This window comes from Aquabacter sediminis (genome assembly GCF_028863665.1).
Taxonomy (GTDB): Bacteria; Pseudomonadota; Alphaproteobacteria; order Rhizobiales; family Xanthobacteraceae; genus L1I39.
The window spans coordinates 63441-76494 of sequence record NZ_JARBFX010000009.1 but is presented as its reverse complement, the minus strand read 5'-3'; the positions used below and the strand labels follow the sequence as shown (position 1 = coordinate 76494).

Here is a 13054-nt window from a genome sequence, read left to right as displayed (position 1 = left end):
GTGGGCCGCAAGGCTTGCCCGGGACGGACAGGGCCCCTAGACCCGCCGACGGAGTGCGGGAATCCTTGTCATGGCGCGTGTGCGGGATGTGCTGGAAACACGGCAGGTCGCGATCTACTTCGCGGCCATCCTCCTTGCCGCCCTCACCGCCCTGGCCATGCCTGGGACCACGCGGCTCGAAGGCGCCATCAATCCCGCCCTGGCGGTGATGCTGTTCGCAACCTTCCTCCAGGTGCCCATGGCCGATCTGGGCCGGGCGTTCCTGCGCGGCCGGTTCCTCCTCGCTCTCGGCGTGGCGAATTTCATCCTGGTGCCGCTGCTTGTGGCGGCCCTCCTGCCTTTGCTTCCGGCTGAGCCCCTGGTGCGCCTGGGGGTGCTTATGGTGCTGCTCTCCCCCTGCATCGACTATGTGGTGACCTTCGCCCATCTCGGGCGGGGGGACGCCCGCGCGCTGCTGGCGGCGACGCCCATGCTCCTGGTGGCCCAGATGGCGCTGCTGCCGCTCTATCTCGCACTGTTCCTGGGCCATGCGGCGGCCGGCATCATCCAGATCGGGCCGTTCCTTCACGCCTTTGCCTGGCTCATCGCCGTCCCGCTCGCCGTGGCGGCCGGGCTGCAGATGGCCGGCGCCAGGCATGATGGCGCCGGGAGACTGATGGCCGCCTTGGGCCTCCTGCCAGTGCCAGCGACGGCACTGGTGTTGTTCCTGGTGGTGGCATCGGTTTTGCCCCAACTGGGGGTCGCGCGCGACACGGCGCTGCGTGTCGCACCCATCTATGTGGCCTTTGCCGCCATCGCGCCGCTGCTCGGATGGATCGTAGGGCGTCTGGCCGGCCTCGATCCATCGGCGACGCGTGCGCTGGCCTTCAGTGCGGCCACCCGCAATTCCCTGGTGATCCTTCCGCTTGCCCTGGCTGTACCCGGTGCCATGCCCCTCCTGCCGGCGGTGATCGTGACGCAGACCCTCATCGAGCTGGTTAGCGAGCTGGTCTATATCCGCGTGCTGCCACGTCTGGGGGGCACGCGTGAAAGGGCCGGCACCTGACGCCGCCCAGGACCGGGCCCAAGCCGGCTTGAGCGCCGGCCGACCGGTGTCATAATCGATCGATGGTCAAATCCGGCAGCGCCGACGGGCGCCTCGATTCACCGATCCTGCTGGCGGAAGCGGAGATGCCGCTGCTGCGGGAGGCAAGCCTCATCGAGCGCCTGTCTGAGGGGGACCAGGCGACGGTGCGGGCGCATGGCGTGGAGATGCGGCTGCACGCCGGCGAGCAATTGTTTGCCCAGGGCGAACGGCACGACGGCATCGTCGTGATCGAGGACGGCCAGATCCGCAGCTACTACACCGCCCCCTCCGGCCGCGAGATCACGCTCGCCTACTGGTCGCACGGCCACTTCGTGGGCGGACCCGACGTCTTCGGCGGCGGCACGCACATGTGGTCCGCCGTGGCCATGCGGCCAAGCCGGCTCGTCTTCCTCCGCGGCTCGGAGCTGCGTGACCTGGCCCGGCAGGTTCCTGACCTCGCCATCGGTCTCATCGACGCGTTGGTGTTCAAGGCCCGCTGCTATTCCGCCTTCGCCCAGATGCTGGGGACGCGCTCCGTAACGCAGCGCCTCGTCCAGCTGCTCCAGCACCTGGCGCAGGCATATGGGGTCAAACACGAGCGCGGCATCCTGATCGCCGCCGCCTTCACCCATGCGGATCTGGCCGCCCTGATCGGGGCCACCCGCCAATGGGTGACAGTCCAGCTCGGCCGCATGCAGCAAGACGGCATCCTCACCAACCGGCGCGGGCTGATGGTGATCGTGAAGCCCGAAGCGCTCGCGGCGGAATTGGAGCGCGGCGGCTGACCGCCGGGCCGTCGGGCCCTGCGTCCGGGCGCGGACCCGCCGCGAGCCGATCATGGATGGCATCCACCACGTTACGCGCATCGGCTCCTGTAATAGGCCTCATGCGATGCACGTACAGAGGACTTCTCAAGCAATTAATTGCAACGCCCTTAAGTAAAATGGCATTGATAGATTTATAGCCGTCCACCTCATCTGCGACCTCCCGACGGCCCCCAAAATGGGCGATCGCGCTTCAAATGCAATTCCTTTACATCTCATATTTCCGTTCATTTTCAATTATTTGACGCCCCATCGGCAACTGGCATCCCGCTTGCTCTAAGCCATCCTGTCTCTGAGGATGCCATGACCCTGACCCTTTCTCCCCAGCTCGTCGCGTCGTCCGCCTCCCTGCGCGAGCAGGTGCTTGCGCATATCACCGAGGAAGCCTGGCTCGACCTGGCCTGCGAACTCATTCCCGCTGGCCAGCCCGAAGCGGAAAATCCGCTGGACCCAGACCTTCCGGGCGGCCGCGAGGAGGGCATCGCGCTTTTGCTGGCGGACAAGCTCACCGCCCTTGGCTTCGCTGTTGAATTGAAGACGCGGACCGCGCACCGACCCAATGTGGTCGGCGCCTTGCCGGGAACAGGAGACGGTCCCTCTGTCATCCTAAACGACCATCTGGACACCTATCCGGCCGGCGACTGGTCCGCCTGGACCATGACCGGTGGCCATCCCTTCCGGCCCACCCGCCACGGGGACCTGCTCTATGCCCGCGGCACCTCGGACACGCGCGGCAACCTCGCCTGCACCCTGCTCGCGGTGGAAGCGCTGCGGGCGGCGGGCGTGAAGCTGAAGGGGACGCTCAAATGCGTCTACACGGCCGACGAGGAGAAGAACGGCCCGGACGGCTCCATCTTCCTCCTGGACGAATGCGGCCTTGAGGCCGACTACACCATCGTCTGCGAACCCACCGCCTGGACTGCCCCCGACGGCACTTGGGGCATGGGCATCGCCATCGCCAATTGCGGCAACTTCCTCGTGGAAGTGGAGACGCAGGGCATCAAGACCCATCTGTGGCGGCCGGACACGGGCGTCAATGCGGTCACCAAGATGCTGGAGCTGCTGCCGCAGCTGGAGCGCATGAGCTTCCGCCATATCCCAGCGCCCCACGCGGGCGGCACGCCGCCCATGGTGACGGTGCTGCGCATCCAGGGCGGCGAGCCGCGCGAGATGCAATTCACGCCCGACCGCTGCAAAGCCGTGCTCGGCGTCGTCGGCATCCTGCCGGGGATGACGCAGGAGAGCGTGATGGCGGATATTCGCGCCGTGATCGACGCCACCTGCGCCAGCGATGTCACGCTCCAGGCCAAGGCCCAGCCCTTTCCCGGCGCGCTTTTCGTCAATGGGACGGGTGAGCAGGAAGCGCAGTCTCCGCTGGTGCGCGCCTTGTCCGACGCCTATGGCGCGGTGCTCAACGGCACGCCGAAGCTCTATCGCAAGAACGCCTTCAACGACACGATCCGCTTCTCCGAACGCGGCTTCAACGCCGTCACCTTCGGCCCGGGAGAGGATGGATGGTCGCCCGTGAACGAGAGCATTCACATCGGCAAGGCGGTTGCGGCCACCCGCATCCTGGCCCTGGCGGTGATGGACCTTCTGGGAGTGGAGGAATGAGCTCATTGGAGGCAGCCCGGCCAGAGGCGGACGCCACCACCCGCCCGCCACCGGCCCGGCCGGAACGAGCGCCGCGCCGCTGGCGCTCCGTGTTCAGCCGGACCCGTATCCTGACCACCCTCACCACCTTGGCTCTGTTCGCCTTGTGGTGGCTGGCCACGCGCTATGGCTGGGTCAATCCGCTCTTCCTGCCCTCGCCCCAGGCCGTATGGGCCGCCTTCGTGCGCACCGCCACCGAAGGCTACCAGGGCAGCCTCCTGCACCAGCATTTGATCGCCAGCCTCTACCGGGTGCTCACCGGCTATGTGCTCGCTTGCCTCGTCGGCATTCCGCTCGGCATTGTCATGGGGCTCTCGCGGGACGTGAAGGCGGTGTTTGATCCGCTGATCGAATTCTACCGTCCCCTCCCGCCGCTGGCCCTCTACACGCTGATCGTCATGTGGCTCGGCATCGGCGATGCCTCCAAGGTGGCCCTGCTCTTCCTGGCTGCCCTTCCGCCGCTGACCATCTCCAGCATGCAGGCCGCCGCCAGCGTCGATGCGCGCTATGTGAAGGCGGCCAAAAGCCTCGGCGCGGGACCGCGGCAGTTGTTCCGACACGTTTTCCTGCCGGCCTGTTTGCCGGGCATCTGCACCGGAATGCGCATTTCGCTCGGCTTCACCTACACCGTGCTCGTTGCGGCCGAGATCGTCGCCGCCACTGCCGGGCTCGGCTGGATGATCTGGGACGCCAGCAAGTTCCTTCTGGGCGACATCGTGATCATGGGCCTGTTCGTGCTCGCCTTCACGGGAATGGCCCTCGACTTCCTGATCCGCCTCGCCGAACGGGCGCTCACGCCCTGGCGGTTTCGTTGACCCCTTTGCCCTGGAGATCCCGATGCCCCTGATCCGACGCACAGCTTCCTTCCTGATCGCCGCGGCTTGCATGCTGGGCCTTCCCGCCGGGGCCATGGCCCAGCAGAAGCCGGATGGCATCACCATCGGCTATCTCAACCTGGTGAACGCCCAGCTCGTCACGAAGGCCCTCGGCCTGCACGAGAAGGCCGGCATTCCCATCAAGTGGGTAAAGTTCGGCTCGGGCGGCGACATGAATCGGGCGGTGGCCGCCAATCAGGTGGATTTCGGCGGGGTCGGCAATCCGCCCTTCGCCATCGGCGCCACCCGCGCCTTGCCCTACAAGGGCATCTTCGTGCTCAACATGCTCGGGCCGGTGGAGTCCCTGGCGGTGCGGTCGGACAAGAACATCAAGTCCCTGAAGGACCTCGCCGGCAAGACGGCCGCCGCCCCCTTCGGCTCCACCACCCATTATCTCTTCATCGCCGCTCTGCGGGAGGCCGGCGTCAACCCCACGGACGTCAAGCTCCTTGACCTCTCGCCCTCCGACGCCGTGGCCGCCTGGCTGCGCAAGGACATCGACGCCGCCTGGATCTGGGAGCCGAATCTGGACAAGATCGTGAAGAATGGCGGCGAGATCTTCCTCACCAGCGGCGAGATGGCCAAGCGCGGCTATCCAACCTGGGACGTGGGCGTGGTGATGAACGACTTCGCCGCCAAGTATCCTGACCTCGTTGTGGCCTATGTGAAGGCCGAGTGCGAAGGCATCGACTACTGGCTGAAGCACCCGAAGGAGACGGTGGAGATCATCGCCAAGGAATTGTCGCTGCCCACCGATGATGCGGAGCGCATGATGAAGGGCACCACCATGGTCCCCTGCCCAGAGCAGCTCACCGCCGACTATCTCGGCACCCCAGGCAAGATCGGCCAGTTCGCCGATACGGTGCTGGCCACGGCCACCTTCCTGAAGGACCAGGGTCGCTTGCCCTCCGTCATGGATCGCGCGGGCTATGCCGCCTATATCGATCCCTCCTACCTGCAGAAGGCGCTCGCCAAGTGAGCCCGTCCGCCGCGCCCATCGGGGCAGCCGCCGCCCACGCCCGCCTCGCTCCTTTGCCGGGGCGGGGACGGCTGACCCTGTCGGACCTGTCCATCGCCTATGGGGATGGGGCGGCGCGGCGCACGGTGGTGGAGCGGTTCGATCTCCATGTGGAGCCGGGAGAGTTCGTCTGTGTGCTGGGCCCGTCAGGCTGCGGCAAGTCCACGGTGCTCAATGCGGTGGCCGGCTTCGTCCCGGCCGCGCGCGGCCTGCTTGAGGTGGATGGCGAGGCCATTACGGCCCCCGGCGCGGACCGGGGCATGGTGTTCCAGCAGGCGACGCTCTTTCCCTGGAAGAGCGTACTGGAGAACGTGGCCTTCGGGCCCCTTATGTCCACCGGCAGCACGGCATTGGCCGCGCAGACGGCGCGCACCTTTCTCTCGCTGGTCGGCCTTTCCGCCTTCGAGAACCACTATCCCTCCGAGCTCTCCGGTGGCATGCAGCAGCGCGTGGGCATCGCCCGGGCGCTCGCCAACTATCCCCGCGTTCTGCTCATGGACGAACCCTTCGGCGCCCTCGACGCCCAGACCCGCGCCATGATGCAGGAGGCGCTCCTGAACATCTGGGCGGAGTTCCGCACGACGGTGCTCTTCATCACCCACGACATCGACGAAGCCATCTTCCTCGGCGACCGGGTGGTGGTGATGAGCGCCAATCCCGGGCGTATCGTGGCCGACATCCGGGTCGACATCCCCCGCCCACGTGCGCCCGAGGTTCAGTTCTGCGAGACGTTCCTCGACATCAAGCGCCAGTGCTTCGCCCATATCCGCGCCGAGACGCTGAAGGCGTTCGCACAGCACGAGGGCGGATTGCTCCGCCAGTAGGGCGGCGGCGCCCGCGCCGGATCATTCCGGGCGGGCGCCGCAGCCTCCCGTCACGCCAAGCCCCATTCGGCGGCGAACAGGGTTTCCTGCGCACGGCGCACGCGGATCGCTTCCTTCGACGGATCAAACTCCACATCGGCCCAGCACACCATCCGCCCGGCCGGCACGTCGCTTTTCAGGACCATGTGATGGGCCAAGCCGATGGGCAGGCCGCCGAGCCGCACGGCATCGGGGGCGCGCACCAGCTTGCCATAGACAGTGTAGCCGCCCTCCCCGTCCAGGGTCTCTCCCGCCTTGAGGTCGCGCTTGGCGGTGGCCACCACGTCGCCGCGCCAGTCCCCTGTCGCGCCCGTGGCTTCGCCGCGCACCGCGATGGAGGCCACCGACAGGCCCAGTTCCAGGCCGATGAGGTGGTAGGGCTTGTACATGGCCGCATAGCGCCCGGAAGCGTCGGTCTTCAGGCCATATTGGGCAAAGCACTCCTGCACATAGGGGCTTGAGGCCTCGAACACCGCATAGACGCCCCAGCGCAGGTCACGGAAGACGGGGCGGAAGTCCCGCTCGATGGACGACACCACTTCCACCGTGCCGCGCCGCTCCAGCACCCCGCCCTCGCTCATGGGGCGCAGGACATGGGGCAGGTCATCGACGCCGCACGGCGGGAAGAGGAGCCCGTCGCTGGGCGGGACGAGATCGCAGCCATTGGCCACCGCCGCCATCTCCAGCGCCGACTTGGTGCCATCCAGGAAAGAGTTGAACATCTGGGCATTGAAGTCGCCCGATGCCACCTGGGCGTCGGAAAAGCCGTAATGGCCCCACACCGTCTGTGGCGTGGAGGCGTGATAGACGGGGTGATACTTGGTGCCCTTGCCGGCGCAGATCACCTCCAGCCCGATGGTGCGTGCCCAGTCCACCATCTCGGCGATCAGGGCGGGCTGGTCGCCGGCCGCCATGGAATAGATCACGCCCGCCTCTGCCGCCCGCCGCGCCAGGAGCGGGCCGGCGAGCACGTCGGCCTCCACATTCACCATGATGATGTGCGTCCTGGCGGCGAAGGCCTGGAGCGCATGGTGAATGCCCGCCGCCGGACTGCCGGTGGCGTCGATGACGATGTCGACGAAGGGGCTTGCGATCATGCCGTCCGCATCGTCGGTGACGAAGGTCGTGCCGGCCTTGGCGGCCTCCTCAAGGGAGCGGGCGCTGAAGCGTTCGGCGACCCAGCCGACACGGGCGAGCGAAGCGCGCGCACGGGCGGGCGAGAGATCGGCCACCGCGATCAGATGGACGCCGGGCACGCGCTCGGCCTGGGAGAGATACATGGAGCCGAACTTGCCGGCCCCGATGAGCCCTACGCGCACCGGACGGTTCTCGGCGGCTCTCTGCTTCAGCTTGGCGAAAAGCGACATGACGTTTCCTCGGACCCTTGAGGGCTACCGGTTCTGCGGCAGCGCGCGCCACGTCGGTGCGCGTCTATCGTGCCGTTCGGGTGCCGGAGCCTGATTGCGAATCGCACCGCGAAGCGAGCGTTCGCGCAAGCTATAGGGCGGGACCGGGGAAACGAGAATCGCGCCCGGCGCATGGCCTGTCAGGCGCACTGTGCGTCTCGATGCAATGGGCCTCGCCGTTCCCGGCTGCCTTGCTCCTCCGACCCTTGAGCGACCGCCGTGGCGCATCCTCAGGCCCCATCGGACTCCACGCGAACCATCTTGCACCCTGTCGACTTGTATACTAGCGTACATGGAAAATCAGAACCTAGAGGGGGTGCCCACCCCCGAGATGGACCCAGGGAGACAACATGCTCAGGACCCTCACCCGCACCGCGGCCGCAGCCTTGCTCGGCCTTGGCCTCGCCGCAGGCGCCGTTCAGGCGCAAGAGGTGCCCGCACCCGGCGTCAGCCCGCGCATCGATGCCATCAAGAAGGCGGGCGAACTGCGCGTAGGCGTGCTCTCCAATCCGCCATGGCTGGTCGAGAACACCACCGGCTCCGGCGATGCCTGGGCCGGCCCGGCTTGGACGCTGGCAAAGGAATATGCCAAGCGCCTCGGCGTGAAGCTCGTTACCGTGAACGTCTCCCATGAGACCAAGGTGCCAGTGCTGGCCGCCAACCAGGTGGACATGACCATTTCGCCGCTCTCGGTCACCAAGCAGCGCCAGCAGGTGGTGGACTTCGTCACCTATTCCAAGACCGCGCTCTGCGTCTTCGGCCGCGCCGACAACCCGAAGGTCGCCAACGCCAAGTCCATCGACGACTTCAACAAGCCGGACATCACGGTCGCCTATTTCACCGGCGGCGGCGAGGAAAACTGGGTGAAGGAGCGCTTCCCCAATGCCAAGCTGCGCGGCGTGTCGAGCTCTGGCACCGCCGCCCCGGTGGAGGAGATCATGGCCCGCCGCGCGGACGTGACCCCCATCAACCGCATTCCGTGGGTGGCGCTCAACAAGAAGGTGAAGGGCCTCACCGCCCTGCCCCAGGGCAACAATTGCCAGGACAGCACCGAGGCCGCCAACGCCATCGGGCTCGCCATCGACAAGAACCAGCCCGCTTTCCTCGCCTGGCTGACGGCAGTGGCCGAGCCGATGCTGCCCCAGCTCCAGGCTGAAGAAGAACGCATCGTCACCACCATGTGACGACCGGCGCGCGCCGGGGCTCTGATCACGATCAGTTCCCGGCGCGCCCTCCCGCCCCCCGGCGCCTGCCGCCGCATCGGGTCTTGAGATGGAACTGAATTTTCTTCCCGTGATCGACAGCTGGCGGTTCCTGGCCGAGGGCCTTGCCGTCACCGTGATGCTGTCGCTGTCGGTGGCCGCCTGCAGCATGGTCGGCGGCACGGCGGTGGCGCTGGGGCGGCGCTATGGGCCATCCTGGCTGCGCACCATCCTCGTCTTCTACATCGATTCCATGCGCGCCATTCCGGTGCTGGTGGTGCTGGTGTGGTTCTACTTCGCCTTTCCCATCGCCACCGGCATCAACCTGCCGCCCTTCTTCTCGGCCATGGTGGCGCTTTCCCTGAACCTGACCGCCTATGTGGCCGAGATCATCCGCGCCGGCATCGAGTCCGTGCGGCCCGGCCAGGTGCGCGCGGGCCTCGCGCTCGGCATGTCCGGCGCCCAGATCGTGCGCAAGATCATCCTGCCCCAGGCGGTGGTGCGCATGCTGCCGGCGCTTGGCAACATGCTGACCCTGGCGGTCAAGGACACCGCCATCGCCACGGTCATCGCGGTGCCCGAACTGATGCGTCGCGCCGACGCGGTGGCCGGTCAGACCTACACCCCCGTGGAGGTCTTCACGACCGCCATGGTCCTCTATTTCATCATCCTTTTCCCGATCACCCGCGGCGTCGACATGCTCTATCGCCGGATCGGCTTCCTGGGGCGGTCATGAATCTGGATTGGTCGATCGTTCCCGCCAGCGCCGGCGCACTGGCGCAGGGCGCGCTGGTCACCATCGCGCTCACAGTGCTGACCATGCTCATCGCGGTGCCGTGCGGCGTCGTGGTGGCCATGCTGCGGGAGTCCCGCTTCCGGCTGGTGGCATTCCTGGCCACCTGCTTCGTGGAGCTGTTCCGCAACCTGCCCATCATCCTGGTGGTCTATTGGGCTTTCTATGTGATGCCGATGGTGTTCGACATCGGCTTCTCGCCCTTCGTCACCGGCCTCGTGGCGCTGTGCCTAAACAACACCGCCTATAATTCGGAAACGTTCCGCTCCGGCATCAAGTCCATCCGCAAGGGCCAGACGGAAGCCGCCCTCGCCATGGGCATGAGCGAGGGGCAGGCGTTCCGCAAGGTGGTGCTGCCGCAGGCCATGCGCCGCGTGCTGCCGGTGCTCGCCACCACCTGGGTGGCGCTGTTCAAGGACACCTCGCTGGTCTCGGTGATCGCGGTGGGGGACCTTGCCCACACCGCCATGCAGATCCGCTCGCAATCCTTCCGCGTCATCGAGATGCTCACCGCCATGGCTGCCATCTACTGGCTGCTGGGCTATCCCCAGGCCAAGCTCGCGGACTGGATCCACAAGAAGTTCGGGGTCACGGAATGACGCTCGCCGCTGCAAAATCCACCGCCGCCGCGCCCGATACGGTTCTCCAGTATCGCGACGTGCGCAAGCTCTATGGCGATTTCGTCGCGCTCTCCGGTGTCTCGATGGAGGTGAAGCGCCAGCAGGTGGTTTGCCTCATCGGCCCGTCGGGCTCTGGCAAGTCCACGCTCCTGCGGTGCACGAACGCGCTGGAGACCATCGATGGCGGCTCCATCCTGTTCGACGGCGTGCCGCTGCCCACCGACAAGGCCGCCATCCGCAAGGTGCGCCAGCGCATGGGCATGGTGTTCCAGAATTTCGAGCTGTTCCCCCACAAGACGGCCATCGAGAACATCATGATGGGGCCGACCACCGTGATCGGTCTCGACGAGGATCAGGCCCGCGCCCGCGCCGAGGTGCTGCTCAAGAAGGTGGGCCTGTCCGACAAGGCTGGCAATTATCCCGCCAACCTCTCCGGCGGCCAGCAGCAGCGTGTGGCCATTGCCCGTGCGCTCGCCATGGAACCGGAGGTGATGCTGTTCGACGAGCCCACTTCGGCGCTTGATCCCGAGACCATCGGCGAGGTGCTCAATGTCATGAAGGCGCTGGCGGATGACGGCATGACCATGGTGGTGGTCACCCACGAAATGACCTTCGCCCGGCGCGTGGCGGATCATGTCGTGGTATTCGAGAAGGGCGCCATCATCGAACAGGGGCCGCCGCAGCAGATCTTCGAGGCGCCGCTCGCCGCGCGCACCCGTGACTTCCTGAGCCATCTTGGCTGGGACGCCTGAGCAGGATTTCCCCATGTCTACCGGCCCCTCCCGCTCCCTGCAGACGTCGCCGGCGAAGGAGATGCCGCGCGGGTCGATGCAGCCCATGAGCGTGGAGGCCATCCATGACGCCCTGCGCACCGACATCATCGTGCTGCGCCTGAAGCCGGGCACTAGGGTCTCCGAGAACGAGCTGGCGCGCCGCTTCGGCACCAGCCGCACGCCGGTGCGCGAGGCGCTGCTGCGCCTCGTGGAGGAAGGCCTGGTGGAGGTGTGGCCCCAGCGCGGCACCTTCATCACCCGCATCTCGCTTTCCGCCGTGCGGCGGGCGCGTTTCGTGCGCGAGGCCATGGAGGTGGCGATCCTGCGCCAGGCGGCGGAAAGCGGCCTCTCGCCGGCCACGCTTGCCCGTCTCGACGAGGCCCTCGCCGACCAGGAGGCCGCCCGTGACGACGCCGCCCGTTTCACCCTGGCGGATGATGCCTTCCACCGCGCCTTCGCCGATGGCATCGACGTGGGCAATGTGTGGTCCGTGCTGGAGCGCGAGAAGGTGCAGTTCGACCGGTTGCGCTTCCTGTCCCTGCCCAATGTCACCCCGGTGGACACGCTCATCGCCCAGCACAAGGCCATGCTGGCGGCGGTGAAGGCCGGCGACGTGGCGCAGGCTGAGCGGGCCACCCGTGAACATCTGTCCGAAGTGCTGAAGGTGGCCGACACGCTCGCCGCCACCCATGCCGAATTGATCGTCAACGACATCTGAGCGTCCCCGGCGGGACGCGCCAAAGGAGTGTACGCCATGGAACAGACCTGGCGGTGGTGGGGACCCAATGACGTCATCCGCCTCGAGCACGTGACCCAGGCCGGCGCCACGGGCATCGTCAATGCCCTGCATGAGGTGCCGGCGGGCGAGGTGTGGACGCGGGAGGCCATCGCCGCGCGGAAGGCCTTCATCGCGGCGGATGCCTCACTCGGCCTGCGCTGGAGCGTGGTGGAAAGCCTGCCGGTGGCCGAGCCCATCAAGATCGGCAAAGGCGACCTGAAGCCGCTGTTCGACAATTACCGCACCTCGCTGCGCAACCTGGCGGCCGAGGGCGTCACCACGGTCTGCTACAATTTCATGCCGGTGCTGGACTGGACGCGCACGGAACTGCGCCATCCCCTGCCCGGCGGCGCCAATGCGCTGCGCTTCAACTCAGACGAATATGCCGCCTTCGACGTCTTCATGCTGGAGCGCGAAGGCTCTGAGGCGGACCACGACCCCGCCGTGCTCGCCCGCGCCAAGGCCTGGTTCGAGGCCTCCACCCAGGCGGACCGGGACAAGCTGCTGGCCAACATCATGGCCGGCCTGCCCGGTGCCTTCGACCGCTACGACCTGCCGGGCCTGCGCCGCATGCTGGCGCGCTTCAAGGACGTGTCGGCGGAGCGGCTGCGGGAGAATCTCGGCCGCTTCCTCAACGAAGTGATCCCCACCGCCGAGGAGGTGGGCATCCGCATGGGCATCCATCCCGACGACCCGCCCCGTCCCCTGCTCGGCCTGCCGCGCATCGTCTCGTCGGAAGAGGACCTGGCGGCGATCCTCGCGCTCCATCCGTCGCGCAGCAACGGCCTGACCTTGTGCACGGGATCGCTGGGCGCCCGCCCCGGCAATGACCTCGTGCGTATGGCCGAGCGCTTCGCCGACCGCATCCACTTCCTGCATCTGCGCAATGTGGTGAAATGTCCCGACGGCTCCTTCATGGAAGCCGATCACCTGGACGGCGACGTGGACATGGTGGGCGTGGTGCGCGCAGCCCTGCGGGAGCAGAAGCGGCGCAAGGACGCCGGCCTTGCCGACTGGCGCATTCCCTTCCGACCGGACCATGGACATGAGTTGCTGGACGATGTGGGCAAGCCCACCCATCCCGGCTATCCGGCCATCGGCCGCCTGCGCGGCCTTGCCGAGATGCGCGGCGTCATGATCGCCATCGCCCAGAGCGAAGGCCTGCCTCTGTAAGGCTGGCTCT

13 protein-coding genes are annotated in these 13054 nt (G+C 67.0%); 12 read left to right on the top strand and 1 reads right to left on the bottom strand.

Annotated elements, in window-relative coordinates:
- The first annotated feature begins 70 nt into the window (after positions 1 to 70).
- From PV781_RS17950 to PV781_RS17925, 6 genes are all read left to right on the top strand, one after another.
- The gene (locus PV781_RS17950; RefSeq protein WP_274777013.1) at positions 71 to 1045 is read left to right on the top strand and encodes an arsenic resistance protein; all 975 of its coding nucleotides are present in this window, start codon (positions 71 to 73) and stop codon (positions 1043 to 1045) included.
- A 62-nt stretch (positions 1046 to 1107) separates the two neighbouring features.
- Positions 1108 to 1851 (top strand): Crp/Fnr family transcriptional regulator, encoded by a 744-nt coding sequence (locus PV781_RS17945; protein WP_274777012.1) that lies wholly within the window; start codon positions 1108 to 1110, stop codon positions 1849 to 1851.
- A gap of 342 nt (positions 1852 to 2193) precedes the next feature.
- Positions 2194 to 3504 (top strand): M20 family metallopeptidase, encoded by a 1311-nt coding sequence (locus PV781_RS17940; RefSeq protein ID WP_274777011.1) that lies wholly within the window; start codon positions 2194 to 2196, stop codon positions 3502 to 3504.
- Positions 3501 to 4358: an ABC transporter permease gene (locus PV781_RS17935; protein ID WP_274777010.1), complete on the top strand. Its 858-nt coding sequence runs from the start codon at positions 3501 to 3503 to the stop codon at positions 4356 to 4358. The genes PV781_RS17940 and PV781_RS17935 overlap by 4 nt, the downstream gene beginning before the upstream one ends.
- A 22-nt stretch (positions 4359 to 4380) precedes the next feature.
- Entirely contained in the window at positions 4381 to 5397 is a 1017-nt protein-coding gene (locus tag PV781_RS17930; RefSeq protein ID WP_274777009.1) for a taurine ABC transporter substrate-binding protein, read from the top strand.
- The gene (locus PV781_RS17925; RefSeq protein WP_274777008.1) at positions 5394 to 6260 is read left to right on the top strand and encodes an ABC transporter ATP-binding protein; all 867 of its coding nucleotides are present in this window, start codon (positions 5394 to 5396) and stop codon (positions 6258 to 6260) included. The genes PV781_RS17930 and PV781_RS17925 overlap by 4 nt, the downstream gene beginning before the upstream one ends.
- A 50-nt stretch (positions 6261 to 6310) precedes the next feature.
- Here PV781_RS17925 and PV781_RS17920 read toward each other — a convergent pair whose 3' ends face one another.
- The gene (locus PV781_RS17920; RefSeq protein ID WP_274777007.1) at positions 6311 to 7666 is read right to left on the bottom strand and encodes an NAD(P)H-dependent oxidoreductase; all 1356 of its coding nucleotides are present in this window, start codon (positions 7664 to 7666) and stop codon (positions 6311 to 6313) included.
- Positions 7667 to 8055: 389 nt separating this feature from the next.
- Between PV781_RS17920 and PV781_RS17915 the strand changes: the two genes are divergently transcribed.
- The 6 genes from PV781_RS17915 (at position 8056) to uxuA (ending at position 13044) form a co-directional block, all read left to right on the top strand.
- Positions 8056 to 8889, top strand: a complete 834-nt coding sequence (locus tag PV781_RS17915; RefSeq protein ID WP_274777006.1) for a substrate-binding periplasmic protein — start codon at positions 8056 to 8058, stop codon at positions 8887 to 8889.
- Positions 8890 to 8977: 88 nt separating this feature from the next.
- The gene (locus PV781_RS17910; protein ID WP_274777005.1) at positions 8978 to 9643 is read left to right on the top strand and encodes an amino acid ABC transporter permease; all 666 of its coding nucleotides are present in this window, start codon (positions 8978 to 8980) and stop codon (positions 9641 to 9643) included.
- Positions 9640 to 10299 carry an amino acid ABC transporter permease gene (locus tag PV781_RS17905; protein ID WP_274777004.1) on the top strand — a complete coding sequence of 220 codons (660 nt, stop codon included), beginning with the start codon at positions 9640 to 9642 and terminating at the stop codon, positions 10297 to 10299. The genes PV781_RS17910 and PV781_RS17905 overlap by 4 nt, the downstream gene beginning before the upstream one ends.
- Complete coding sequence (locus tag PV781_RS17900) at positions 10296 to 11072, top strand: amino acid ABC transporter ATP-binding protein (RefSeq protein WP_274777003.1); 777 nt, start codon at positions 10296 to 10298, stop codon at positions 11070 to 11072. Before PV781_RS17905 ends, PV781_RS17900 begins: the two co-directional genes overlap by 4 nt.
- Before the next feature lie 13 nt (positions 11073 to 11085).
- Positions 11086 to 11811: a GntR family transcriptional regulator gene (locus PV781_RS17895; protein ID WP_274777002.1), complete on the top strand. Its 726-nt coding sequence runs from the start codon at positions 11086 to 11088 to the stop codon at positions 11809 to 11811.
- Between the two features lie 36 nt (positions 11812 to 11847).
- Positions 11848 to 13044 (top strand): mannonate dehydratase, encoded by a 1197-nt coding sequence (gene uxuA, locus PV781_RS17890; protein ID WP_274777001.1) that lies wholly within the window; start codon positions 11848 to 11850, stop codon positions 13042 to 13044.
- Positions 13045 to 13054: the final 10 nt, after the last annotated feature.

Coding starts and splice junctions, on each gene's coding strand:
- PV781_RS17950 (WP_274777013.1), top strand. CDS start 71: ATGGCGCGTGTGCGGGATGTGCTGGAAACACGGCAGGTCGCGATCTAC.
- PV781_RS17945 (WP_274777012.1), top strand. CDS start 1,108: ATGGTCAAATCCGGCAGCGCCGACGGGCGCCTCGATTCACCGATCCTG.
- PV781_RS17940 (WP_274777011.1), top strand. CDS start 2,194: ATGACCCTGACCCTTTCTCCCCAGCTCGTCGCGTCGTCCGCCTCCCTG.
- PV781_RS17935 (WP_274777010.1), top strand. CDS start 3,501: ATGAGCTCATTGGAGGCAGCCCGGCCAGAGGCGGACGCCACCACCCGC.
- PV781_RS17930 (WP_274777009.1), top strand. CDS start 4,381: ATGCCCCTGATCCGACGCACAGCTTCCTTCCTGATCGCCGCGGCTTGC.
- PV781_RS17920 (WP_274777007.1), bottom strand. CDS start 7,666: ATGTCGCTTTTCGCCAAGCTGAAGCAGAGAGCCGCCGAGAACCGTCCG.
- PV781_RS17915 (WP_274777006.1), top strand. CDS start 8,056: ATGCTCAGGACCCTCACCCGCACCGCGGCCGCAGCCTTGCTCGGCCTT.
- PV781_RS17910 (WP_274777005.1), top strand. CDS start 8,978: ATGGAACTGAATTTTCTTCCCGTGATCGACAGCTGGCGGTTCCTGGCC.
- PV781_RS17905 (WP_274777004.1), top strand. CDS start 9,640: ATGAATCTGGATTGGTCGATCGTTCCCGCCAGCGCCGGCGCACTGGCG.
- PV781_RS17900 (WP_274777003.1), top strand. CDS start 10,296: ATGACGCTCGCCGCTGCAAAATCCACCGCCGCCGCGCCCGATACGGTT.
- PV781_RS17895 (WP_274777002.1), top strand. CDS start 11,086: ATGTCTACCGGCCCCTCCCGCTCCCTGCAGACGTCGCCGGCGAAGGAG.
- uxuA (WP_274777001.1), top strand. CDS start 11,848: ATGGAACAGACCTGGCGGTGGTGGGGACCCAATGACGTCATCCGCCTC.